Raw genomic sequence first — 23,970 nt, 5'->3', positions numbered from 1 at the left:
GCCGCTCGCAGGACGCGAACGCTGCACCCCCTTGAAGTCGATGAGCACGAAGGTGAGGCGCGTCGGATCGTTCCAGGCCGCGAGGCCGGCCACGAAGGAGCGCAGGAACTCGCTCTTGCCCGAGCCCGTGGTGCCGCCGACCAGGCCGTGCGGGCCGTCGGCGACGAGATCGAGCACGAGCGGACCGTGCTCGGACGAGCCGACGGGCGCGCGCACGCCCCGGGCGCTCGACCACCACCCCCGGACGTCCGCGGCGGTCGGACGATCGGCGCCCAGGAGCGGCGGCAGCCGCACGAGCGCGGAGAGGGCCGCCCCCGCGGTGACGAGCTCCGGGTCCTCGAAGCGCGCCAGGTCGCGCGCACAGCGCTCGGCCGTGGAGGAGGCGAGACCGGCGAGCACCACGTCCTCGACGGTGATCCGCTCGTCGGGCCGGGAGAGGAGCGCCGAGGCGTCCGCTCCGATTCGGACGACGACCGTGCAGGAGGCGGGGAGCTGCTCCTCCGACGCCGCGAGGACGAGGCCGGAGATCCGGGTCGCCGCCTCGCGCTCGCCGCGGCCGAGTCCGAGGAGTTCGCGCGCCGGAGCGGCGCGTCCCTCGGTCAGCACGTCGGAGTCGAGCACCAGGAGCACGCGCGGCGAGTCCTCGTCGCGGAGGGCGCGGAGGAGCTCGGAGCTGCGGTCGCGCCGGTCGGAGAGGCGGCGTCCGCCCCCGGCCAGACGCGTGTGGGGGAGCCAGGAGGCCCAGCTCCAGTCGGAGTCGCGTCGCCGGTCGCAGAACACCCCTATCGCCAGGTCGGCCGGACCGCAGTGGACCGCCGCCTGGCAGAGCAGGCTCCTCGCCAGAGCGAGGCCGCCCTCGCGGTCGCCGACGATCCCGACGACGCCCGAGTCCGCGAGATCGATGGACACCGGCGCGCTCGGGACGACGCTCACCGCGAGGATCGCGCGCACCTCCTCCTCGAGCCGCGGCACTCCGCGCTGATCGAGCGGGGGAGACCACGGGACGTCGCCGACGCCGATGTGCAGGCGGAGCACATCGGCGGAGGTCGCGCGCCGCTGCCACAGCGACGTGGCGGGCAGCGCCGCCCGGCGGATCGTCGTCGCCGGGTCGGGCGCGTCCTCCTCGAGGCGGGCCCGTTCGACACGCGCGGAACGGGCGATGTCGTCGCGGAGCGTCTGCAGCGCCTCGCCGTAGCGCTGCTCCTCGGACCGGGTCGCTCGGGCGTGCCGGTGCCGCTGCTCGAACCACATGCCCACCCCGGCCACGGGGCTGAGCGCGGCGAAGAGGGCGTAGCGCGCATCGCCCATGATGAGGACCATCGCGAAGGCGAGGACGAGCGGCGCGGCGACGGTGATCACGCTGAAGGTCGTGGCGGAGGCGATCTCGAGGCGGGCCGGCGGGACGACCGCCTCGCCGGCCGCCGGACGTCCCGGTCGCGGCGGCCGGTTGAAGGGAACGGTCGCCGTCGTGGTGACGTTGTCCGTGCTCCCCGGCTCGGGCGCGAGGAGCTCGGGAGGCGCGGGGCGGAGTCGGAGAGCCGCCCCACCGGCGATCACGACCACGGCGTCGGAGACGAGGACCCCGTCCCCGGTCGCGGAGACGCCGTCGACCAGGGTGCCGTTGGTGCTGTCGGCGTCGTGCACCCGCAGGCCGTCGCCCTCGCGGGTCACCGAGAAGTGCTCCCAGGAGGCGCTCGCCGTGTCGAGGACGACGTCGGCGTGCGGGGAGCGGCCCACGATCAGCGCGCGGGCCCGCGGGATCTCGACCACGGCTCCCGCGCCGAGACCGCCCGACAGCACGGCCGTCCACCCGCGGGCCGCGGCAGGTCGGGGCAGGGGGGAGCGGGCGATCCGCGTTCCCTCGAGCAGCAGCAGATCGGCCAGCCGGGTCTCCACAGGGTGCAGGACGGTGTCGACGGCGAGGGCCGTCCCGGGCGGGAGGCGGTGCCCGGTTGCGGTGGCGATCAGCTCGCCGAGTGTCGCGGAGTCGCGGTGGCGGCCGAGGTCGATGTCGGAGCGGGTGCCGTCGAGGTCGAGGAGGAGTCGCACCGGGGGCTCACGGTCGGGGCTGTCCGGCGAACCAGAGCAGCGGCGGGTCGGCGGGCCGCAGGCCGAGGCGCTGCGGCGAGGAGTGGAGGGGGAGTGCCGGGGCGTCCAGAGCGTGCGCGGCGCCGAAGTCGAGCGGCGGACCGGCGAGCCCGTCCGCCGGTCCGATCGTGGATCCCCGGAGTGCGGCGGCGACCGCCGCGGGTTCCCTGCTGCCTGCGACGGCCGCGGCTCGCACCAGCGCCACGACGGCGTCGTGGCTGGGGGCGTCCGCGACCGCGGCGAGATCGCGGAACGCGCGGTCGCCGAGGAGGGTCGTCCGCACGGCATCGTCGGCGGTCATCCGCACGGCCCCCAGGAACGCGGAGGCCGCGCGCCCGCGCTCGTCGCCGCGGAGAGCGACCGCGTCGCCGGAATCCGTGCCGATCGTCGTCAGATCTCCCGAGAGGGTGCCTCCGGCCGCGGCCAGGGCGGGAGCGAAGGCGGGGCTCAGCGCGTCGGGCGTGAGCAGGATCGGGACGGACGCCCCCGCCGCCTGCAGAGCGGCGACCGCCGTCGCCTGCGCAGCGGCGGAGCCGGACACGACGACGCGCTCGACCGCCAGCTCGCCCTCGAGGTGCGGGCGGGCGGCGCTGACGATCACGTCCGCGGTGGCGCCGGGATCGGCGGTCACCGTCGCGGCGGGCGAGAGACCGGTCGGGGTGCCTCCACCGGTGTCGACGAGGAGTACCCGGGCGCCTCCGCCGGCCTCCTCCACGAGTGCCGCGTCGGCCGAGGCGGTGTCGGGTCCGAGGGACCAGACGCCGTCGCCGGGCAGGTCGGGGCCGCCTCCGTAGGGGAGGACGGCCGCTGTCCCCGCGGCCCGAGCGGCGTCCACGGCTGCAGCGGTGTGGGTGCCGTGGGCCGCGAGGACGAGGCCGGACACGCCCTGCCCCGTCAGCTCCTCGACGGCGGCGCGGGCACCCTCGGGCGTCCCGTGGTCGTCGACGGCGACGAGACCGATCTCGCAGCCGCCCATCGCTGACCGGTGCGCGGCGACGACGGCGCCGTTCGCCGCGTCCTTCCATTCCGCGCCCTCGCCCGGAGCCGAGCTGAGCGAGACCACCACCCCGAGCGTCATCCGCTCGGGCACCCGGGCGCACGAGAAGCCGACAGGCAGAGCGGCGACCTCCGTCATCGGAGCCGACTGCGGCGGCAGGAGGGAGACGAGGGCACCGCTGACGCCGAGGAGGGCGACCGCGCCGCCGACCAGCATCGTGGTCCGTCGAGCGGTGCGGGGGTGCTGCGCCGCGCGCCTGCCCAGGCGGGTCATCGCTCGTCCCCGATCCGGAAGGAGTAGACCGTTCGGGTCCGCGCGCCCTCGGGCAGGTCGAGGTGGAACGCGGGAAGCGCATCCCCGGCCCGGAGGGAGGCCCGCTCCTGGGCCTGCACCAGCAGGATGCCCGAGACGTCCTCGGACCGCACCGCGGCGTAGCCCCGCGCGCTCTGCGAGGCGAGGGCGAGCTGCACGTCGGCGGTGCCGACCTTCGCGGCACTCGTGGTCATCGATCCGAGCAGGCCGGAGCCGCCGACCGTCCGGTCGCCGAGGTCCAGGAGCACCTTGTGCAGATCGGCTGCGAGGAGCGCGGCGGCCGCGTCGGTGTCGCGGGTCGAGGCGTCGATCGTCGTCGCGATGCCGGCCAGGGAGGCGCGCGTCCGCTCAGAGACGGCCCCGCCGATCCGGGCCTCCGCGGTGCGGAGAGCCCGGTGCCCGGCGTCCACCGTCGCTGCACCGTCGGAGTGGATGCCGGAGGAGGCCGTGCGCAGGCTCGAGACCGACCGGTCGAACATCGCGACGACCGCGTCGGCGTCGGCGCCGGAGCGCGTCGAGATCCGCCGCACCTGCTCGTCGAGGAGTGCGGTGACCGCGGATGCGGCTGCCGTGTCCGCCTCGGCGAACGCATTCTGGATCGCCGGTGCGAGAGCGTCCTGCTGGGCACCGAGAGCGTCGATGCGGGTGCCGAGTGCGTCGCGCTGAGCGGTCAGCGCGTCGACGCCGGTGCGGAGGGAGGCGAGCAGGCCGGTGAGGCGCGTGTCGTCCGAGCCGGCCGTCGCGCCGGCCTCGGCCACGCCTCCGCGGACCGTGGCGAGCGCGGCGCGCAGGGCGGCGAGGTCGGCGCTAGCGCCGGTGCTGCCGACGGTGGAGGCGACGGCGGTCCACGCGTGGACCTGGTCGCTCAGCCGGTCGGCCAGGGGGGCCGGATAGCCGTCGGGAGCGTCGAGGCGGCCCGTGCCGGAGCAGGGCGTCGCGGTCAGGTAGGCGCGGAGCTCCTCGACGGAGCCCCGGGTCACCTCCACGGGTGCGCGCGTCGGGCGCCTGGTCGGCGTGGGTGCGGCAGCAGGGGACTGTGTCGCCGGCGACAGCTCGCAGAGCCGATCGGCCAGCTCCTGGTTCTGCGCCGACAGCGACCCCGTGCTGGTCGGCGTGCCGAGCTCGTCCAGGGCGGTCGTGGCGGCGGTGCCGACCGAGGCGACCGTCGTCTCCAGGCCCGCGGTGTCCGCGTCGAGCTCGTCCAGCGTCGCCGACAGGGCGGCGAGTGCCCGGGTGACGGATCCCTCCGGGTCGGCCAGGGTGTCCACCGAGGCCGACGCGGCGTCCACCCTGCTCGCGAGGGCGGCGAACCCGGCCTGCACGCCGTCCATCAGCTCCGGCTGCAGGGAGTCGACGAGGTCCTGCCCGCGATCGAGCATCCCGAGCAGCACGGTGTCGACGGCGGCTCCGGAGGCGGCGAGGGAGCAGGTGGTCGAGGGTGCCGTGCAGGTCTCGGCGGAGGGATGTGCCGGCCCCGCGGCAGCACGGACAGCCGCGACGACCTCGTCGCGGCAGGACTCGGCCGCCGCTCCGTACGCGTCGAGCTCGGCCGTGAGCCGCAGCAGCTCGGAGTGGATCGAGCCGGAGCGGCCGCCGTCGACGGCGACTCCGCATCCGCTGCCCGAGACCGTCGGCGGCGGCACCGCGGCCGATGTGTCGCCCAGCAGGGCGTCCACCGCGTCGATCGCCTCGGACAGCTGCGCCAGCAGGCCGGACTCGGTGCCCGAGACCGTCGACGACAGCTGCGCCCGGAGCGCGCCGAGCTGCCCGGAGAGGCTCTGCATCGAGGCCGCCGTCGAGGCGGCGCCGGCCCGCAGCTCCTCGGCCGTGCGGACACCGAGAGTCTCGGAGGTCGCGTCGAGCGAGGCCCGCACCTCGGCGACGGTGGTGCCGGCCTGCGTCAGCAGGTCGTCCACCGCGGTGACGACCTCGATCGTGCGGCGCTCGAGGGCGAGCGGCGAGGCGTCGGAGGAGTCGAACGCGGCGCCCAGCGCCCCCTCGGTGGTCGGGTCGGTGCTCAGGCCGGGCTGGACCGCCAGGTCGAAGGCGGGGACGGCGAAGTCGGCGACGTCGGCGACGAGGGTAAGCGTCGCCGTCGCGCCACCGCCCGGGGGAGCGAGGAGAGCGGCCCACTGCACGACGGCGTCTCCGTGCTCGTCACGGCTGAGCACGCCGTTGGTGACGGCACCCGACTCGCTCTCGGTGACGACGCGACTCGGCGAGACGCCCGGCAGGACCGCGGAGGCTGCGATCGTCAGCGGAGCGCCGACGAGTGCACTGCGGCGGGCTGCACGACCGGCCGCGTCGAACGCGACCTCCTCGGGCCGGACCGTCAGGTTCTCCACCGCGAGCGAGATCTCGATCCGACCCGAGCGCCCGGCGAGGTCGGCCGGATCGGTGCCCGAGGCGTCGGCGGTGCGCCACGAGGGCCGGACACGGACCGGCAGGTCGGCGGCGACCTCGGGGGGATCGTAGACGGTGGTGGTCGCCGAGGTGTCGGACGGGTCGTCGCCGACGGCGAGGGCCGTCCCCTCGATCGCACGGACACCCCCGTCGGACGAGACGGCGACGGACACCGCCTGCAGCACCCTGGCGGTGGTGAGCGCCGGCTCCGGTGGCGTGCAGCCCGCCAGTACAGCGGCCACGACCGCGATCGCCGCTCCGGCCTTCGTCCTGCGAGCATTCGAGCGCACCCTGACCACCCCTCGTCCCGACGGGGCACCGGGCGGTGCCGCTCACGTCGACATGAGAGATGCTCGCAGATGAGCGGAACCCCGAGAGCAGGTGGCGCGCGATGACCTGCACCGCGCGCCCCGGGGTCAGACGAGCTTCAGCTTCTTGCGGAGCGCCTGCACGTGCCCGGTCGCCCGGACGCCGTACTGCGCGAACTCGAGCGCTCCCTCGGCTCCGACGACGAACGTCGAGCGCAGCACGCCGACGACGGTCTTGCCGTAGAGGCTCTTCTCGCCCCACACCGCGTACGCGCGGTGCACGGTCATGTCGGGGTCGCTCAGCAGCGGGTACGCGATGCCCTGGGCGTCGGCCCAGCGGCGCAGCGCCTCCGGGGCGTCCCGCGAGATCCCGAGGACCTCGTAGCCGGAGTCGCGGAGGGACGCCGCGTTGTCGCGGAAGTCGCAGGCCTCCGTGGTGCAGCCGGGGGTGTCGGCCTCGGGGTAGAAGAACAGGATGACGCGCCGTCCGCGGTATTCCGTGAGCGAGACGGGCTCGCCGTCCTGGTTCGGCAGCGTGAACTCCGGAGCGGAGTCGCCGACGGCGAGGCGCGCCTCGGCGGGGAGGGGGGAGGGGTCGGTCATCGTCTGCTTCCGTCGGTCGTGGCGAAGGTGGTCAGGAGGCGCTGGAGCGAGTCGAGGCGCTCCGGTCCGCTGGCGCCCAGCAGTCCGCCCTCGACAGCCTCGATGATGGCGCAGTCGGGGGAGTCGGGCAGGTGCGTGCAGCCGCGCGGGCAGTCCCGGGCGATCACGGCGAGGGTCGTGAACGCGCCGAGGATGTTGTCGGTGTTCACGTGGCCGAGTCCGAACGAGCGGACGCCGGGGGTGTCGATGACCCAGCCGTGCCGGTCGCCGCGCTCCACGCGGAGCGAGACGGTGGAGGACGAGGTGTGCCGACCGCGGCCCGTCACGGTGTTCACGCGCCCGATGGCCCGGTGCGCGTCCGGGACGAGCTTGTTCACGAGGGTGGACTTGCCGACTCCGGAGTGCCCGACGACCACGGTCTCGTGGCCGAGGAGGGCGTCGGCGATCTCGTCGACCGGCGGCTCGTCCTGGCTCGAGAGGAACACGCGGAGGTCGAGCCCCTCGAAGTTGCGGAGGAACGGGGCCGGGTCCGCGAGGTCGGTCTTGGTGATGCAGAGCATCGGAGTGATCCCGGCGTCGAAGGCGGCGACCAGGTAGCGGTCGACCAGCCGGGTCCGGGGCTCGGGGTCGGCGGCGGCCACCACGCAGAGCATCTGGTCGGCGTTGGCGACGATCACGCGCTCGATCGCGTCGGTGTCGTCGGCGCTGCGGCGGAGGAGGGTCGACCGCTCGCGGATGCGGACGATGCGGGCGAGCGTCCCCTCGTCGCCGCTGGAGTCCCCGACCACGTCGACGCGGTCGCCGGCCACGATCGCCTGGCGCCGCAGCTCGCGGGCCCGGGCCGCCGTGAACTCGTGCTCCTCGGGCGTCCCGTCGCCGATCATCACCGTGTAGCGACCCCGGTCGACGCCGAGCACCATCGCGATCTCTGCGTCCTCGTAGGCGGGCCGGTTCTTGGTCCGGGGCTTCGTGCCCTTCGGGTTCGGGCGCACCCGCGCGTCCGACTCGTCGTACCCGTCGAAGTCGTCGAGAGCACCGTCGGCGTCGAGGCCGCTGTCCGTCCACCACGACACGGGTCAGACCGATCCGGCGAGGGTCGTCCACAGTTCCGGGAACTGGGGGAGGGTCTTCGCTGTCGTCGCGACGTCCTCGATCACCACGCCGGGGACCACGAGGCCGATCAGGGCGCCGGCGTGGGCCATGCGATGGTCCGAGTAGGTGCGCCAGCGGCCGCCGTGGAGCTCGGCGGGCTCGATGCGCAGACCGTCCTCGAGCTCCGTGACCCGGCCGCCGAGGCCGGTGATCTCGGCGGCGAGGGCGGCGAGGCGGTCCGTCTCGTGGTGACGGATGTGGCCGATCCCGGTCAGGGTGCTGGGAGTGGAGGCCAGCGCGGCGAGGGCGGCGAGGGCGGGGGCGAGCTCGCCTCCCTCCGACAGGTCGAGGTCCACGCCCAGGATCTCGTCGCCGCCCGTGACCACGAGGTCCTCGCCGTCGCGCTCGACGCGGGCGCCGAACAGCGGCAGGATCCGCTCGAGGTGCGCCCCGACCTGCGTGGTGACGGCCGGCCAGTGGCGAAGCCGGACGCGGCCGCCCGTGACGAGGGCCGCAGCGAGGAACGGCGCGGCGTTCGAGAGGTCGGGCTCGATCAGCACGTCGGCGCCGGCGATGGGCTGCGGCGCGACGGTCCACTCGCCGTCGGCGGGCGTGCCGACCTCGACGCCCCGTGCCGCCAGTGCGGCGACGGTCATGTCGATGTGGGGCCGGGAGGGGACGGCGCTGCCCTCATGGCGCAGGTGCAGTCCCTCCTCGAAGCGGGCGCCGGCCAGCAGGAGCGCCGAGACGAACTGGCTCGACCGCGAGGCGTCGACGACGACGTCGCCGCCTCGGACGGCCCCGGAGCCGTGGACGGTGAAGGGGAGCGCGCCGCGGCCGTCGTCGGCGACGTCGACGCCGAGCGCGCGGAGGGAGGCGATCGTCGCCCCCATCGGCCGCTTCGCCGCGTACGCGTCGCCGTCGAAGGTGGTGGGGCCGAGCGCGAGGCCGGCCAGCGGCGGGACGAAGCGCATCACGGTGCCCGCGAGCCCGCAGTCGATCGTCGTCGAGCCGAGCAGCTCCTCCGCGGGCTCCACGACCAGGTCGGCGCCGAAGCCGCCGGTCGAGCCGGACTCCCGGATCGTGGTGCCGAGCGAGCGCAGCGCCTCGATCATCAGGGCGCTGTCGCGGGAGTGCAGCGGCGCCCGCAGCGTGGAGGGTCCGTCCGCCAGAGCGGCGAGCACCAGCTCCCGGTTGGTCAGCGACTTGGAGCCGGGCAGGCCGACCTCGGCGTCGAGAGCGCCGGCCGCGAGGGGTGCGGGCCAGGCGTCGTCGCCGGGGAGCGCACGGGCGTCGCCGTACGGATCGAACTCGGGGGCGGAATAACGCGAGAAGACCATCGGTTGTCAGGATAGTCGGCGCGCAGGGCGTCGTCAGGAGCGTGACGGAGGCGGAGCATGACGGCAGCACCCCCGGTCCTCCGGAGCAGCAGGCCCGTCGCCCGGAGGCGCCCTCGTGCCGCAACCCCGGTCGTCCGCCGCGCCGCCGCTCTAGAATCGCTCGTGATGACTCGCGACGACGAACCCCGCACCACCCCCGCCGACGAGGCTCCAGAGCCTGCCGACGCGGAGCAGACGATCGTGGAGACCGTCGAGGAGTCGCTGGACGACGCCCCGGTCGAGGCTCCCGTCGATCTCCGCTCCCTCTTCGAGCAGCAGGCGCTGCCCTTCATCGACCAGCTCTACGCGGCCGGTCTGCGGATGACGAAGAACCCCTCCGACGCGCAGGACCTCGTGCAGGAGACGTTCGCGAAGGCGTTCGGCGCGTTCCGCCAGTTCGAGCAGGGCACCAACCTGAAGGCCTGGCTCTACCGCATCCTCACGAACACGTTCATCAACTCGTACCGCAAGAAGCAGCGCGAGCCCTACCAGAGCGCGATCGACGAGCTCGAGGACTGGCAGCTGGGCGGCGCCGAGTCGACCACGGCCACTTCCAGCCGCTCGGCCGAGGCGGAGGCGATCGACCACCTCCCCGACACCGCGGTGAAGGAGGCGCTCCAGGCGATCCCGGAGGACTTCCGGCTCGCCGTCTACTTCGCCGATGTCGAAGGCTTCTCCTACCAGGAGATCGCGGACATCATGAAGACCCCCGTCGGGACCGTCATGAGCCGGCTGCACCGCGGCCGGCGCATGCTGCGCGAACGACTCACCGACTACGCACGCGAGCGCGGATTCCGCGCCGCATTCACTTCCGGGAGCACGAAATGACCGACAGCGGCTGCACAAAGGCGAAGGCCGAGCTCGAGGAGTACCTCCACAACGAGCTGTGCAAGGAGGACGCCGCCGACATCCGCGAGCACATGGCGGGATGCGTCGACTGCGCCGACGAGGCGAAGGTCGGCGTGGTGCTGACGGTCGCCGTGCAGCGTGCGTGCAAGGAGACGGCGCCGGAGGACCTCCGCGCCCAGGTGCTCGGCATGCTCCGCGACGAGCACGCCGCGCACTCCCAGGCGCCCGCCCGCCTCTAGGCGCCGCACGACCCGGGGAGCCCCGGCCGTTCGAGACCTCCCGCGCACCGCGGGCCCTCGAAGGGCCGGGGCTCCGTCGTGTCCGGCGGCCTCCGGGTGCCGCGGCACCCGCACGTCGCGCGCGCTCCTGCCGGTCTCTGCGGGCCTGCGGTCAGGCACGGTCCGCCTGCAACGCGACGGGCCCGCCGGAACACGACGTTCCGACGGGCCCGACCGCGTCGTGCGGACCGCGGGTCAGCGGGTGAGCGCCCGCGACAGCAGGTCGGCCTGCTCGGAGGCGTGCCGCTTGGCCGAGCCGGCCGCGGGGGAGGCCGCGGACGGCCGCGAGACCACGCGCATGGACCGGCCCAGCTTCGGAGCGACCTCGAGGGCCATGAACGGCCAGGCGCCCTGGTTCTCGGGCTCGTCCTGCACCCAGACGAGCTCCGCGTCCGGGTAGCGCTCGGCGATGCCGCGCAGCTCCTCGATCGGCGCCGGGTAGTACTGCTCGACCCGGACCAGCGCGATGCCGTCGTCGGGCTTCTTCTCGAGCTCCGCCTTGAGGTCGTAGTGGACCTTGCCGGCGTGGAGCAGGACGCGCTTCACGGCCGAGGCGTCCTGGATCCGCGCGTCGTCGATCACCGGCTGGAAGCGGCCCGAGGTGAAGTCCTCGACCGGGCTCGAGGCTCCGCGGAGACGCAGCATCGCCTTCGGGGTGAAGACGATCAGCGGTCGGCGGGGCCGGGAGTAGGCCTGGCGGCGCAGCAGGTGGAAGTAGGACGCCGGCGTCGACGGGCGCGCGACGGTCATGTTCCGCTCCGCGCACATCTGCAGGTAGCGCTCGATCCGCGCCGACGAGTGGTCGGGGCCCTGGCCCTCGTAGCCGTGCGGGAGCAGGAGCACGAGCGACGAGCGCTGGCCCCACTTCTGCTCGGCCGAGGAGATGAACTCGTCGATCACGATCTGGGCGCCGTTCGCGAAGTCGCCGAACTGCGCCTCCCACAGCACGAGCGAGTCGGGCCGCTCCACCGAGTAGCCGTACTCGAACGCCATCGCCGCGTACTCCGAGAGCAGCGAGTCGTAGATCCAGAGCCGGGCCTGCTGCTCGGACAGGTTCATGAGCGGCAGCCACTCCTGGCCGTTCTCGCGGTCGTGGAGGACCGCGTGGCGCTGGACGAAGGTCCCGCGGCGCGTGTCCTGGCCGACGAGGCGCACAGGGGTGTCCTCGAGCAGCAGGGAGCCGAGCGCGAGCAGCTCGCCGAAGGCCCAGTCGATGGAGCCGGAGCGGCTCATCTCCCGGCGCTTCGCCAGCAGCTGCTGGAGCTTGGGGTGCACGGTGAAGCCCTCGGGCGGCGTCGTGAACGCGTCGCCGATTCGCGTGACGACCTCGGTCTTCACGCCGGTGACCTCGGGCTCGCCCGGGTAGTCCTCGCCCTGCTGCGCGTCGGGCAGCTCGAGGTCGGCCACGGAGTCGCCGTCGGCGGTGATCACGGGGATCGCGCCGGTCTGCGCGGCGTGGGTCTCGGCGAAGGCGCGCTCCAGACGGTCCTGGAAGTCCTGGTGGGCGCGGTCGTACTCCTCCTCGGTGATGTCGCCGCGGCCGACGAGCGCCTCGGTGTACAGCTTGCGGACCGAGCGCTTGGCCTCGATCAGGCTGTACATCAGCGGCTGGGTCATCGAGGGGTCGTCGCCCTCGTTGTGCCCGCGCCGGCGATAGCAGATCAGGTCGATGACCACGTCGCGGTGGAACCGCTGGCGGTACTCGAACGCGAGCTGCCCGACGTGGACGACAGCCTCGGGGTCGTCGCCGTTCACGTGGAAGATCGGCGCCTGGATCGTCTTCGCGCCGTCGGTCGAGTAGATCGAGGTGCGGGCCTCGTGAGGGGGAGTCGTGAACCCGACCTGGTTGTTGATGTTGATGTGGATCGTGCCGCCGGTGCGGTACGCGCGCAGCTGCGACATCTGCAGGGTCTCGACCACCACGCCCTGGCCCGCCATCGCGGCGTCGCCGTGCACGAGGATCGGCAGCGTGGTGAAGGTGCCGATGGGCTTGCGGTCCTGCTTGGCGCGGACGATGCCCTCGAGCACGCCGTTCACGGCCTCGAGGTGCGAGGGGTTCGCCGCCAGGTAGACCGGGATCTCCTCGCCCGCCGCGCCGCGGAAGGTGCCCTCGGTGCCGAGGTGGTACTTCACGTCTCCGGAGCCCTGGACCGTGCGCGGGTCCTGGGTGCCCTCGAACTCGCGGAAGATCTGGCCGTAGGTCTTGCCGGCGATGTTGGTCAGCACGTTCAGGCGGCCGCGGTGGGCCATGCCGATCGCGACCTCGTCGAGGTGCTCGTCGGCCGCGCCCTGCAGGACGGCGTCGAGCAGCGCGATGAGCGACTCCCCGCCCTCGAGCGAGAAGCGCTTCTGGCCCACGTACTTGGTCTGCAGGAAGGTCTCGAAGGCCTCGGCCTCGTTGAGCTTGCCCAGGATGCGCAGCTGCTCGTCGTGGCCCGGCTTCTCGTAGCCGCGCTCGAGCTTCTGCTGCATCCAGGCGCGCTGCTCCGGGTCCTGGATGTGCATGTACTCGACGCCGACGGTGCGGCAGTACGAGTCGCGGAGGATCCCGAGGATGTCGCGCAGCTTGAGCTGGCGCTTGCCGCCGAAGCCGTCCGTGACGAACTCGCGGTCGAGGTCCCAGAAGGTGAGGCCGTGGCTCTCGATGGCGAGGTCGGGGTGCGAGCGCTGCACGTACTCCAGCGGGTCGACGTCGGCCATCAGGTGCCCGCGGACGCGGAACGAGTTGATGAGCTCCTGCACGCGGGCGGTCTTGGAGACGCGCTCGGCGAGGTCGACGGCGATGTCCGTGGACCAGTGGATCGGGTCGTAGGGGATGCGCAGCGCGGCGAAGATGTCCTCGTAGAACCCGCGGCCGCCGAGCAGGAGCTCGTGCACGATCTTGAGGAACTCGCCCGAGCCGGCACCCTGGATGACGCGGTGGTCGTAGGTCGAGGTCAGGGTGATGGTCTTGCCGATGCCCAGCTCGACCAGCGTCTTCTCGGACGCGCCCTGGAACTCCGCGGGGTACTCGAGGGCGCCGGCGCCGATGATGCACCCCTGGCCCTTCATCAGGCGGGGGACGGAGTGGACCGTGCCGATGCCGCCGGGGTTCGTCAGCGAGAGCGTGGTGCCCGCGAAGTCGCCGGCGACGAGCTTGTTGCCGCGGGCGCGCTTGACCAGGTCCTCGTAGGCCGAGAGGTAGGCGGTGAAGCTCAGCGTGTCGGCGCGCTTGATGCTCGGCACGAGCAGGGCGCGCGTGCCGTCGGGCTTCGGCATGTCGATCGCGATGCCGAGGTTGACGTGCGCCGGGGCGACGACCGCGGGCTTGCCGTCGACCTCGTCGTAGAACACGTTCTGGCTCGGGAAGTCCTTGAGCGCGCGGATGAGCGCCCAGCCGATCAGGTGCGTGAACGAGACCTTGCCGCCGCGGGTGCGGCGCAGGTGGTTGTTGATGACGATGCGGTTGTCGATCATCAGCTTCGCCGGGATCGTGCGGACGCTCGTCGCGGTGGGGATGCTGAGGCTGGCGTCCATGTTGGTCGCGAGGCTCTTCGCCATGCCGCGGAGCGGGGTGACGACGTCCTCGTCCGGCGTCGAGTCCTCGGCGGAGGGCTTGCTCACCGGAGCGTCGGCCGGGATCGGCTGCGCCTTCGGCTGCTTCGACGTGGTGCGGGAGGCGGGGGTCGACTCGGAGGAGGAGGCCGCGGCGGGATGGGTCACGGCGCCTCCGCCGCTCGACGAGACGCGCTCGGCGGCAGCGGCGGGCTTCGAGGCGGCGGGCGCGGGGGCCGCGGCGGGAGCCGGAGCCGGAGCGTCCTTGCCGGAGTTCGCGAGCTGGGCGCCGTAGCGCTCCAGGATGGGCCACCAGGACTCGTCCACCGAGGCGCGGTCGGCGCTGTACTGCTCGTACAGCTCCTCCACGAGCCACTCGTTGGCTCCGAAGTCCTCCGCGCCCTGCTCTGTTCCTGCTCCGGTCAACTGGCTCGACACAGCCGATCGCCCACTCTCTCCGTTGATTCGTCCTCGATCATCCGGACGGGCCCGTCGCATCCCTCGGCGCCTGCCACCGCGGCGGAGGAGGTCGTCCTCGCACCAGCGGGAACCGGTGCCGTCGCCTGGTCCCGTCCCGGTCGCCAAGCCTAGCCCCGTTCCCTGCACGGCCGACCCGGGGCCGCGCCGGAGTAGCGTTTCCCCCATGCGTTTCTCCGGCGGAACACCCTCAGGCGACCTCACCTACTCGGACGTCTTCCTCGTCCCCGGCCGCTCGTCGGTGACGAGCCGCCTCGACGTCTCGCTCGCCCCGGGCGACGGCACCGGGGCGACGATCCCCGTCGTCTCCTCCAACATGAACTCGGTCACCGGTCAGCGCCTCGCAGCGACGCTCGCGCGCCGGGGCGGGCTCGGCGTCCTCCCGCAGGACATGCCCCTGCAGGCGCTGGACGCCGCGATCCGCTGGGTGAAGCGCCAGCCGGTCGCTTTCTCCGGCGCCCTCACCGCCTCGCCGGCGACGACCGTGGAGGAGGCGCTGCGCATCCTGCCGGCCGTCGCCGGCCACGGCTTCGTGGTGCAGGAGGAGGGCGGCGCGATCCTCGGCTGCGTCCCGGCCGCGCGCCTGGCGACCGCGCTGCCGGACGCGCGCCTGGGCGACCTGGTGCACTCCGCCACCCCCTCGATCGACGCCGACGACGTGCCCACCGCGCGGGCCGCCTTCGACCTCATGGTGGCCGCCGACCTCGACTTCGCCCCGGTGCTGCACCACGGCGCCCTGGTCGGCACGCTGTCGCGCACCGGCGCCCTCCGCTCCACCGTCTACGACCCGGCGCTCGACGCGGACGGGCGTCTGCGCGTCGCGGCAGCGATCGGCATCAACGGCGACGTCGAGGCGAAGGCGCGCGCGCTCGTCTCCGCGGGCGTCGACGTCCTCGTCCTCGACACCGCGCACGGCCACCAGGAGGGGATGCTCCGGGCGCTCCGGACGGTCTCCGCGCTCGATCTCGGAGTGCCGATCGCGGCGGGCAACGTCGTCACGGCCGACGCGGTGCACGACCTCGTCGACGCGGGAGCGGACATCCTCAAGGTCGGCGTCGGCCCCGGCGCGATGTGCACCACCCGGATGATGACCGCGGTCGGCCGCCCGCAGTTCTCGGCCGTCCTCGAGACGGCCGAGCGCGCGCACGAGCTGGGCGCCCACGTCTGGGCGGACGGCGGGGTGCGCTACCCGCGCGACGTCGCCCTCGCGCTGGCCGCGGGCGCCGCCTCCGTGATGATCGGCTCCTGGTTCGCCGGCACGATCGAGGCTCCGGGGGAGCTGCGCAGCGACGCGGCCGGCCGGGTCTACAAGGAGAGCTGGGGCATGGCCTCGGCCAAGGCGGTGCAGGAGCGCTTCGACCGCCTCGACGCGTACGAGCTCGCCCGCAAGCGCCTCTTCGCCGAGGGCATCTCCTCCTCCACCATCTACCTCGATCCGCTGCGGCCCTCGGTCGAGGACCTGCTCGACATGATCACGTCGGGGGTCCGCTCGTCCTTCACCTACGCCGGAGCCCGGAGCGTGGCCGACTTCCACGAGCGGGCGCACGTGGGCCTGCAGTCGGCCGCGGGCTACGAGGAGGGCAAGGCGCTGCCGGTCAGCTGGTGAGCGGGCGCCGCGTGCTAGAACCGAGCCCATGACCATCGTCGACAACGCCGTGTACGTCGACGGCCGCCGCATCCGGAACCCCGACTCGCTCGAGGACACCTTCGAGCTGATGCGCGACGAGCACGGCATGGCCTGGATCGGCCTCTACCGCCCGACGCGCGAGGAGGTCGAGGCGGTCGCCGAGGAGTTCGGGCTGCACCCGCTCGCCGTCGAGGACGCGCTGAGCGGGCACCAGCGGGCCAAGCTCGAGCGCTACGACGACGGGCTCTTCGTCGTGCTGCGGCCGGCGCGCTACGCGGACGCCGCCGAGACGGTCGTCTTCGGCGAGCTGCACGTCTTCGTCGGCCCCGACTTCGTGGTCACCATCCGGCACGCCGACTCCCCGGACCTCGCCCGCGTGCGCCGCCGCCTGGAGGAGGATCCGGCCCTTCTCGCCCGCGGGCCCGAAGCGGTGCTCTACGCGATCCTCGACCAGGTCGTCGACGAGTACGCGCCGGTGGTGTTCGGCGTCCAGGGCGACGTGGACGAGATCGAGGACCAGCTCTTCGGCGACGACTCGGACGACGGGCTCTCGGAGCGCATCTACCGGCTCTCGCGCGAGGTCATCCACTTCCAGCGCTCGGTGCAGCCGCTGACCGCCCTGCTGCACGAGCTGCTGCAGGAGTCGACGCCCGTGGAGGGGGAGCCCTCGCCCTCGCCGGAGCGGATCGAGCTGCGCCGGTCACTCCGCGACGTGCTCGACCACACCATCCGCGTGACGGAGGCGGTCGACTCCCTGCGCGCGATCCTCGACAAGGCGCTCACGGTGCACTCGACGCTCGTCTCGCGCCGGCAGACCGAGACCGGGCTCGCCCAGAACGACGTGGTCCGCAAGATCTCCTCGTGGGCGGCGATCCTCTTCGCCCCGACGCTCGTGGCCGGCATCTACGGGATGAACTTCGACGACATGCCGGAGCTGCACTGGCGCCTCGGCTACCCCTGGGCGCTGGGCCTGATGGTGCTGTTCGGCTTCGCGCTCTACGCGGTGTTCAAGCGGAAGAAGTGGCTCTGAGCCGCGGCATCGGAGCACGCCCGGCGGCGCTCCGCGGCGGGTAGACTCGGCGCCACAATGGACGACCCTCCCTCTGCGCATCCGGCCTGTTCCGCTCACTGCAGTGCTCCTCGGACTCCCGCTCGCCGCTCACGGTCCGCCGCTCCGCCGGCCCGCCCCGTCCGGCCCTCCTCGCACCTCCCTCTCGTGACCGGGGGCGACCACCGTGGGAACTGAGTGGCTCCTCCTCGGCGTCGGCCTGCTGCTGACCCTGGGCACCGGCGTCTTCGTCGCCAGCGAGTTCGCGCTGGTGAACCTCGACCGGGCCGATCTCGAAGCCCGTCGCGACCGCGGCGAGACGCGCCTGGGCATGACCATCGCGGCCCTGCGCGTCACCTCCACGCACCTCTCGAGCGCGCAGCTGGGCATCACCCTCACGACGCTGCTCACCGGCTACACGATGGAGCCCGCCCTCTCGACGCTGCTCCAGGAGCCGTTCAGCGGATTCGGCATCCCGGAGGAGGCGCTCGCGCCGGTCATGACGGTGGTCGCCATCGTCATCGCGACCCTGCTGTCGATGATCCTCGGCGAGCTGGTCCCCAAGAACTTCGCCCTCGCTCTGCCGCGGGCGACCGCGAAGCTCGTCGTGCCGCTGCAGACCGCGTTCACGACGGTGTTCCGCCCGGCCGTCGCCCTGCTGAACGGCAGTGCGAACGCCCTGCTGCGCCTGGTCGGCATCGAGCCGAAGGAGGAGCTCTCGGGCGCCCGCAGCGCCGAGGAGCTCTCGAGCCTCGTGCGCCACTCCGCCAGCGCCGGACTGCTCGAGGAGGACACGGCCGACCTGCTCGGGCGCACCCTCCGCTTCTCCGCCCTCACCGCGGGCGACGTGATGACGCCGCGCCTGCGCCTGTCGACGGTCGAGCGCGCGAGCACCGCGCAGGACGTGCTCGACCTCGCCCGAACCACCGGGTTCTCGCGCTTCCCGATCACGGACGACGACATCGACGACATCGTCGGAGTCGTGCACGTCAAGCAGGCCGTCGCCGTGCCCCGCGGCAAGAGGTCCGACGTCCCGGTCACGGCGCTGCGCTCCGAGCCGCTCCGCGTCCCCGAGACCATGAAGCTCGACGTGCTGCTCACCGAGCTGCGCGGACGCGGCTTCCAGCTCGCGGTCGTCGTCGACGAGTACGGCGGCACGGCGGGCGTCGCCACGCTCGAGGACCTGGTCGAGGAGCTGGTCGGCGAGGTCGCCGACGAGCACGACCGCTCCCGGGCCGACGTGGTCAAGCTCCCCGGCTCCACCACCTTCCCCGGCATGCTCCGCCCCGACGAGGTCCTCGACCGCGCCGGCGTGCACATCCCCGAGGAGGGGCCCTACGAGACGGTCGCCGGATTCGTGATGAGCGAGCTCGGCCGCCTCCCCGCCGTCGGCGACCGGGTCGACGTCGAGGGCGGGTCTCTGCGCGTCGAGCGCCTGGACGGCCGCCGCATCGACCGCCTCCGCTTCACGCCCGATCCCGACGCGGATCCCGACGGGATCCCCGACCCGCTCGCCGACGTCGCCCGCGGACACCGCGGACGGAAGGAGTCCGACGATGAGTGACTGGGCCGGAATCGCCTGGCTCGTGGTGCTCCTCGCCGCGAACGCCTTCTTCGTCGGAGCGGAGTTCGCGGTCATCTCCGCGCGCCGCTCCCAGATCGAGCCCCTCGCGGAGAGCGGACGCCGCAGCGCGATCACCGCGCTCGCCGCGATGGAGCACGCCACACTGATGCTCGCGACCACGCAGCTGGGCATCACCGTCTGCTCGCTGCTGATCCTCAACGTGAGCGAGCCGGCGATCCACCACCTGCTCGAGGTGCCGCTGCACGCCGTCGGCATTCCCGACGAGCTCTCCGGCACCGTCGCCTTCGTCATCACGCTGCTGATCGTGTCGTTCCTGCACGTGGTGCTCGGCGAGATGGTCCCCAAGAACATCTCGTTCTCGATGCCCGACCGCGCCGTGCTCCTCCTGGCGCCGCCGCTCGTCGCCATCGCCCGGGTCCTCCGCCCGATCATCGTCGCCCTCAACGCGGTCTCGAACGGAGTGCTCCGCCTCTTCAAGGTGGAGCCCAAGGACGAGGCGAACAGCACCTTCACGCTCGAGGAGGTGCAGACGATCGTCGACCAGTCCACCCGCGAGGGCACGCTCCGCGACTCGACCGGGACCCTCCTCGCCGCGTTCGAGTTCACCGAGAAGAAGGTCCACGACGTCGCCCTGCCTCTCGACGGGATCGTCAGCCTCCCCAGCGGAGCGACTCCCGCCGACGTCGAGCGCGCCGTCGCCAAGCACGGCTTCTCGCGCTACGTGATCCTCGGCGAGGACGGCACCCCCGAGGGCTACATCCACCTCAAGGACGTCCTCGACCTCGACGGCGACACGGAGGGCGCCAAGTTCCGCCTCCCCGTCCCCGCCAAGCGCATCCGCCAGCTCGCCTCGATCTTCGAGGCCACCGACCTCGAGGACGCCCTCGCGATCATGCGGCGCACCGGCGCCCACCTCGCCCGGGCGTTCGACGAGCAGGGACGCGCCACCGGAGTGCTGTTCCTCGAGGACATCATCGAGGAGCTCGTCGGCGAAGTCGACGACGCCACCCGCCGCTAGGCGCGGGCCGCGGAGGGGCCGTCTGCGGCGTTGTCGTCGGGCGCGATAACGCCGGTATCGCTTCCTCCTCCGCCTTGCATCCGACCCCTCCGCGGCCCGCGCCCGCGGGTGCTGGAGGCGGCGTTGTCGTCGGGCGCGATACCGCCGGTACCGCTTCCTCCTCCGCCTTGCGACTGCCCCCTCCAGCACCCGCGCCCCTCTGGAGCAAGGGGAGAGGGGTGCGGCTGCGCCGGCACCAGTGCGCTGCTCCGGCACCAGTGCGGCTGCGGCGGCACCGGGCGGCTCCGCCGCAGGGCGACGTAGGGTGGCGGGATGGGTGAGCGGGTCGGGACGGCGGAGGCGGCGCGGAGCATCAGGGTGCCGCGGGAGGACGACGACAAGTACACGCGCGGGGTGCTGGGGATCGCGACCGGGTCGGAGCGGTACCCGGGAGCGGCGGTGCTCGGCGTCGAGGCGGCGGTGCGGACGGGAGTCGGCATGGTCCGGTACCTCGGACCGGAGCGGCCCGCGGGACTGGTGCTCGCCCGGCGGCCGGAGGTCGTGACCGCGGTGGGACGCGTGCAGGCCTGGCTCGTCGGCTCCGGCACCAGCGCCGAGGACCGCAGCGACGAGGAGCGGCGCACCCTGATCGAGCAGCTGCACTCGGGAGTCCCGGTGGTGCTCGACGCGGGCGCGCTCGACCTGATCGACGAGGCCGCAGGCCCGGTCGTCATCACGCCGCACTACCGCGAGCTCGCCGGAGTGCTCGGCCGAGCGGGTCTGGACGCGGACGCCGCGACGATCGCCGAGGCCCCGGGGGAGTGGGCGCGCCGGGCGGCGGACCGCCTCGGAGTCTGCGTGCTCCTCAAAGGCGGCACCACCCACGTCGTCGCGGGCGGCGTCGAGCTCGAGGTCTCCGGATCCACGCCCTGGCTGGCGACCGCGGGCAGCGGCGACGTCCTCGGCGGCGTGCTCGGCGCACTCCTCGCCGGTCGGGCCGCGGACGCCGAGGCGGCCGGGGCGACTCTGACCGCGGAGGACCTCGCCCCCGTGGCCGCCGCGGCCGCCGTCCTGCACGCGGAGGCCGGACGGAGCGCCTCCGCCGGCGGCCCGATCGCCGCGCTCGACATCGCGGAGCACCTGCCCGGAGTGGTCGCCGCACTCCTGCGCTGACACGCCCGTCGGACGAGCGCTGAACCGAACCGGGACCGCCGCCGTTGTCCTGGAGGAAGCGACGCCCGCGGCCCGGCTCACCGGCTCCGCACCGCCGCCTCATCGGGTGCTCGAAGCGAGCACCTCTACCGTCGGATCCGCCGCGTCCGCCTTGACCAGGAGAACAGACATGACCGCGAAGACCACGACTCCCGCCCGCTACGCCCTGACCCTCCTCGCCGGCGCCGGCACCCTCGCCGCGCTCGCCGCCTGCTCCAGCACCACCACGACCGGGAGCGACGCCGCCGACGCGGCGACCACCACCGCTCCGAGCACCGCCACCAGCTCCGCCCCCGAGGCCACCGGCGCCGCGTCCTCCGCCGCGAGCGGCAGCAGCTACGCCGACGGCACCTACGAGGCCGAGGGCGCCTACACCTCGCCCGGAGGGAACGAGAAGGTGGGCGTCTCGCTGACCCTCGCCGACGGCGTCGTCACCGACGTGACCGTGACCCCGGAGTCGGAGAACCCCACCGGCCAGCAGTACCAGTCGCGCTTCGCGGGCGGCATCGCGGGCGAGGTCGTCGGCAAGCAGCTCGACGAGCTGAAGGTCTCCAAGGTGTCGGGGTCCTCCCTCACCTCCGGCGGCTTCAACGACGCCGTCGAGACCATCAAGGCCGATGCCACGGCCTGACGCCCCGACGGTCCTGGGCCACGCGTGGCGGTTCGACGCGATCGGCACCGGCTGGCAGATCGACACCGCCGAGCCGCTCGGGCCCTCCCACCGCGCGCGGGTCGAGGCGCGCATCGCGGAGTACGACCGCACCTGGTCGCGGTTCCGTGACGACTCCGCCGTCTCGCAGCTGCGGGCCGGAGGCGAGCACGTCTTCCCCGACGAGGCGGTCGACCTCTTCGCACTGTACGACGTGCTCGACGAGCTGACCGGCGGGGCGGTCACCCCCTTCGTCGGCGGCTCTCTCGAGCAGCACGGCTACGACTCCGCGTACACCCTCGTCCCGCGCGGACCCGCCGTCCCCGCTCCCTCCTGGGCCGCCGCCCGACGCGGGGCGGCGGGCCTGCGGATCGAGCCCGGGACCGTCGTCGACGTCGGCGCCGCGGGCAAGGGCCAGCTCGTCGACCTCGTCCTCGAGGAGCTCGACAGCGCCGGGCCCGCCGTCGTCGACGCGAGCGGCGACCTCCGGGGCATCGGAGCCGGACCCGTCCGGGTCGGCCTCGAGCACCCGTGGGACCCGAGCAAGGCACTGGGAGTGGCGGTGCCCGGCGACCGCGCGCTCTGCGGCTCGGCGAGCAACCGCCGCGCCTGGGGCAGCGGCCTCCACCACGTCCTCGACGGGCGGACCGGAGCTCCGGTCGAGAGCATCGTCGCTACCTGGGCGGTGGCCGACACGGCCCTCGTCGCCGACGGGCTCGCGACCGCGCTGTTCGTCTGCCCGCCCGAGACCCTCGCCGAGCGCTTCGACTTCGAGTTCGTCCGCGTCCGCAGCGACGGCACCCTCCACTACTCGCCTTCCTTCCCCGGAGAGGTCTTCCGATGATCGGCACCTTCGACCGCGCCCTCGGCCGCGTCACCACCTACCGGCTGGTCTGGATGACGCTCGCCGCGCTCCTGCTCGTCGCCGTCGGCTACGCCGCAGCCGGCCTGATCTTCTCGACGCCGCTCGAGATCCTCGGCACGACGCTCGTCGCCGTCGCCTCGACGGCCCTGGTCAGCGCGGTCCTCGCGAGGCTGTTCCGGAGCCGCGCGCACCTGGAGTCCTCGCTCGTCACCGGTCTGCTGATCGCCTGCCTCCTCTTCCCGACGGCCGATCCCCGCGGGCTCGCCGTGATCGCGCTCGTCGGCGCGATCGCCGCCGCGTCCAAGTACGTCCTCGCCTGGCGGGGCCGCCACCTCTTCAACCCGGCCGCGGTCGCCGTGCTGATCATCGGCTTCACCGGGCTCAACGCCGGAGCCTGGTGGATCGCCAGTGGCGCGATCTGGCCGTTCGTCGTCGTGGGTTCCCTCCTGATCGTCGCGCGGGTCCGCCGCTGGGCCGTCTTCGCCGTCTTCGTCGTCGTCGCCGGCGGGGTGTCCGTGCAGCAGGCGGTGCAGAACGGCCAGGACCTCGGCGCCGCGGCGGCCCTGGTCCTCACGGCCTACCCCTTCGTCTTCGCCGGCGCCTTCATGCTGACGGAGCCGCTCACGCTCGCGCCGCGCCGCTCGCAGCAGCTGATCATCGCGGTCGTCGCAGCGCTCGTGGCGAGCGTTCCCTTCCACATCGGCGTCGTCTCCGCCACTCCGGAGCTGGGCCTCGTGGTCGGCAACGCCCTCGCGTTCGCCTTCGCATTCCGCCAGCGTCGGCGGCACACGCTCGAGCTCGCCTCGACCCGCGTGCTGGCGCCGGGCATCGCGGAGTACCGCTTCCGCTCCCGCTCGCCGCTGACCTTCGAGCCGGGCCAGTGGCTCGAGCTCGACCTGCCGCACCGCGCCGACAGCCGGGGCAGCCGGCGCACCTTCTCGGTCTCCTCCGCTCCGTCCGACGGCGAGATCGCGATCGCCCTGCGGATGCCGGAGAAGGCGAGCAGCTTCAAGCGCGCCCTCGCCGCTCTGGAGCCCGGCGACTCGCTCCGGGCGACGAGCGTCGGCGGTGACTTCGTCCTGCCGGCCGATCCCACCGTGCCACTGCTGCTGGTTGCGGGCGGCATCGGGATCACCCCGTTCGCCAGTCAGCTCCGCTCGCTCGCGGACGGTCCGCGGCGCGACGTCGTCGTCGTGGTCGCCGCGCCGAGCCTCGCCGAGGTCGCGTACCGCGACCTGCTGCAGGAGTCGGGGGCCCGGGTCGTGCTCTGCTCGAAGGAGGCGCCGACCGACCTGCCCGCACGGTGGTCGCACGTCACAGGCCGACTGACCGCCGAGCTGCTCGCGGACGCGGTGCCGGACGCCGGCCGCCGCGTGGGCTACGTCTCCGGGTCGCCGTCGTTCGTCGACTCGGTCCGCGGCGCCCTGCGCGGTGCCGGGGCGAAGCGGATCCGCACCGACGCGTTCGCCGGTTACTGAGTTCACCGGGTCGTGACGCCCGCGGGCTGCTGACGCCTGCGGGCTGCTGACACCCGCGGGCTGCTGACGCCCGCCGTCTGCTGACGCCCGGCGGCGACCGACGCCGCCGGGGGACCGATGCCCGGCGGGAGCGGCGCTCTCAGGCGGGCTCAGGTGCTGCCAGGGTCCCGTTCAGCGGCCCCTCTACAA

The 23,970-nt window shown here is 73.6% G+C and carries 16 protein-coding genes and 1 pseudogene; 10 read left to right on the top strand and 7 right to left on the bottom strand.

Annotated elements, in window-relative coordinates:
* Positions 1 to 87 precede the first annotated feature (87 nt).
* From C5C54_RS18500 to aroA, 6 genes and pseudogenes are all read right to left on the bottom strand, one after another.
* A pseudogene (locus tag C5C54_RS18500) lies at positions 88 to 1,737 on the bottom strand (FHA domain-containing protein); the annotation flags it as partial.
* Positions 1,738 to 2,056: 319 nt separating this feature from the next.
* Entirely contained in the window at positions 2,057 to 3,358 is a 1,302-nt protein-coding gene (locus C5C54_RS01360) for an ABC transporter substrate-binding protein (protein WP_104287632.1), read from the bottom strand.
* Positions 3,355 to 6,090 carry a hypothetical protein gene (locus tag C5C54_RS01355; RefSeq protein WP_146078765.1) on the bottom strand — a complete coding sequence of 912 codons (2,736 nt, stop codon included), beginning with the start codon at positions 6,088 to 6,090 and terminating at the stop codon, positions 3,355 to 3,357. The genes C5C54_RS01360 and C5C54_RS01355 overlap by 4 nt, the downstream gene beginning before the upstream one ends.
* Positions 6,091 to 6,216: 126 nt before the next feature.
* Positions 6,217 to 6,711: a thioredoxin-dependent thiol peroxidase gene (gene bcp, locus C5C54_RS01350; protein WP_104287630.1), complete on the bottom strand. Its 495-nt coding sequence runs from the start codon at positions 6,709 to 6,711 to the stop codon at positions 6,217 to 6,219.
* On the bottom strand, positions 6,708 to 7,784 hold the full coding sequence (gene rsgA / locus C5C54_RS01345; protein WP_104224119.1) for a ribosome small subunit-dependent GTPase A: 1,077 nt from the start codon (positions 7,782 to 7,784) through the stop codon (positions 6,708 to 6,710). The genes bcp and rsgA overlap by 4 nt, the downstream gene beginning before the upstream one ends.
* 3 nt (positions 7,785 to 7,787) lie before the next feature.
* Positions 7,788 to 9,143 carry a 3-phosphoshikimate 1-carboxyvinyltransferase gene (gene aroA / locus C5C54_RS01340; protein WP_104225496.1) on the bottom strand — a complete coding sequence of 452 codons (1,356 nt, stop codon included), beginning with the start codon at positions 9,141 to 9,143 and terminating at the stop codon, positions 7,788 to 7,790.
* Positions 9,144 to 9,308: 165 nt separating this feature from the next.
* Between aroA and C5C54_RS01335 the strand changes: the two genes are divergently transcribed.
* Positions 9,309 to 10,010, top strand: a complete 702-nt coding sequence (locus C5C54_RS01335) for a sigma-70 family RNA polymerase sigma factor (protein WP_104224117.1) — start codon at positions 9,309 to 9,311, stop codon at positions 10,008 to 10,010.
* Positions 10,007 to 10,270, top strand: a complete 264-nt coding sequence (locus C5C54_RS01330) for a zf-HC2 domain-containing protein (protein ID WP_104224116.1) — start codon at positions 10,007 to 10,009, stop codon at positions 10,268 to 10,270. The genes C5C54_RS01335 and C5C54_RS01330 overlap by 4 nt, the downstream gene beginning before the upstream one ends.
* 234 nt (positions 10,271 to 10,504) lie before the next feature.
* Here C5C54_RS01330 and C5C54_RS01325 read toward each other — a convergent pair whose 3' ends face one another.
* Entirely contained in the window at positions 10,505 to 14,281 is a 3,777-nt protein-coding gene (locus C5C54_RS01325) for a multifunctional oxoglutarate decarboxylase/oxoglutarate dehydrogenase thiamine pyrophosphate-binding subunit/dihydrolipoyllysine-residue succinyltransferase subunit (RefSeq protein WP_181027091.1), read from the bottom strand.
* Between the two features lie 205 nt (positions 14,282 to 14,486).
* Here C5C54_RS01325 and C5C54_RS01320 point away from each other — a divergent pair, with 205 nt between their 5' ends.
* The 8 genes from C5C54_RS01320 to C5C54_RS01285 all read left to right on the top strand — a co-directional run bounded on the left by C5C54_RS01320 (position 14,487) and on the right by C5C54_RS01285 (position 23,781).
* Entirely contained in the window at positions 14,487 to 15,926 is a 1,440-nt protein-coding gene (locus C5C54_RS01320; RefSeq protein WP_104246650.1) for a GuaB1 family IMP dehydrogenase-related protein, read from the top strand.
* Between the two features lie 28 nt (positions 15,927 to 15,954).
* On the top strand, positions 15,955 to 16,977 hold the full coding sequence (gene corA, locus C5C54_RS01315; protein WP_104224113.1) for a magnesium/cobalt transporter CorA: 1,023 nt from the start codon (positions 15,955 to 15,957) through the stop codon (positions 16,975 to 16,977).
* 205 nt (positions 16,978 to 17,182) lie between these two features.
* Complete coding sequence (locus tag C5C54_RS01310; protein WP_104224112.1) at positions 17,183 to 18,559, top strand: hemolysin family protein; 1,377 nt, start codon at positions 17,183 to 17,185, stop codon at positions 18,557 to 18,559.
* Entirely contained in the window at positions 18,552 to 19,598 is a 1,047-nt protein-coding gene (locus C5C54_RS01305; RefSeq protein WP_104224111.1) for a hemolysin family protein, read from the top strand. The genes C5C54_RS01310 and C5C54_RS01305 overlap by 8 nt, the downstream gene beginning before the upstream one ends.
* A 312-nt stretch (positions 19,599 to 19,910) precedes the next feature.
* On the top strand, positions 19,911 to 20,750 hold the full coding sequence (locus C5C54_RS01300; protein ID WP_104287629.1) for an ADP/ATP-dependent (S)-NAD(P)H-hydrate dehydratase: 840 nt from the start codon (positions 19,911 to 19,913) through the stop codon (positions 20,748 to 20,750).
* A 169-nt stretch (positions 20,751 to 20,919) separates the two neighbouring features.
* The gene (locus C5C54_RS01295; protein ID WP_104224453.1) at positions 20,920 to 21,420 is read left to right on the top strand and encodes an FMN-binding protein; all 501 of its coding nucleotides are present in this window, start codon (positions 20,920 to 20,922) and stop codon (positions 21,418 to 21,420) included.
* Positions 21,407 to 22,282 carry an FAD:protein FMN transferase gene (locus C5C54_RS01290; protein WP_104287628.1) on the top strand — a complete coding sequence of 292 codons (876 nt, stop codon included), beginning with the start codon at positions 21,407 to 21,409 and terminating at the stop codon, positions 22,280 to 22,282. Before C5C54_RS01295 ends, C5C54_RS01290 begins: the two co-directional genes overlap by 14 nt.
* Positions 22,279 to 23,781, top strand: coding sequence for an oxidoreductase (locus C5C54_RS01285; protein WP_104287627.1), 1,503 nt, complete (start codon positions 22,279 to 22,281; stop codon positions 23,779 to 23,781). Before C5C54_RS01290 ends, C5C54_RS01285 begins: the two co-directional genes overlap by 4 nt.
* Positions 23,782 to 23,970: the final 189 nt, after the last annotated feature.

It is taken from the genome of Rathayibacter sp. AY1F2 (genome assembly GCF_002930885.1).
GTDB lineage: Bacteria > Actinomycetota > Actinomycetes > Actinomycetales > Microbacteriaceae > Rathayibacter.
The sequence above is the reverse complement of the archived record's forward strand: the minus strand, read 5'-3'. Positions and strand labels throughout refer to the sequence as shown.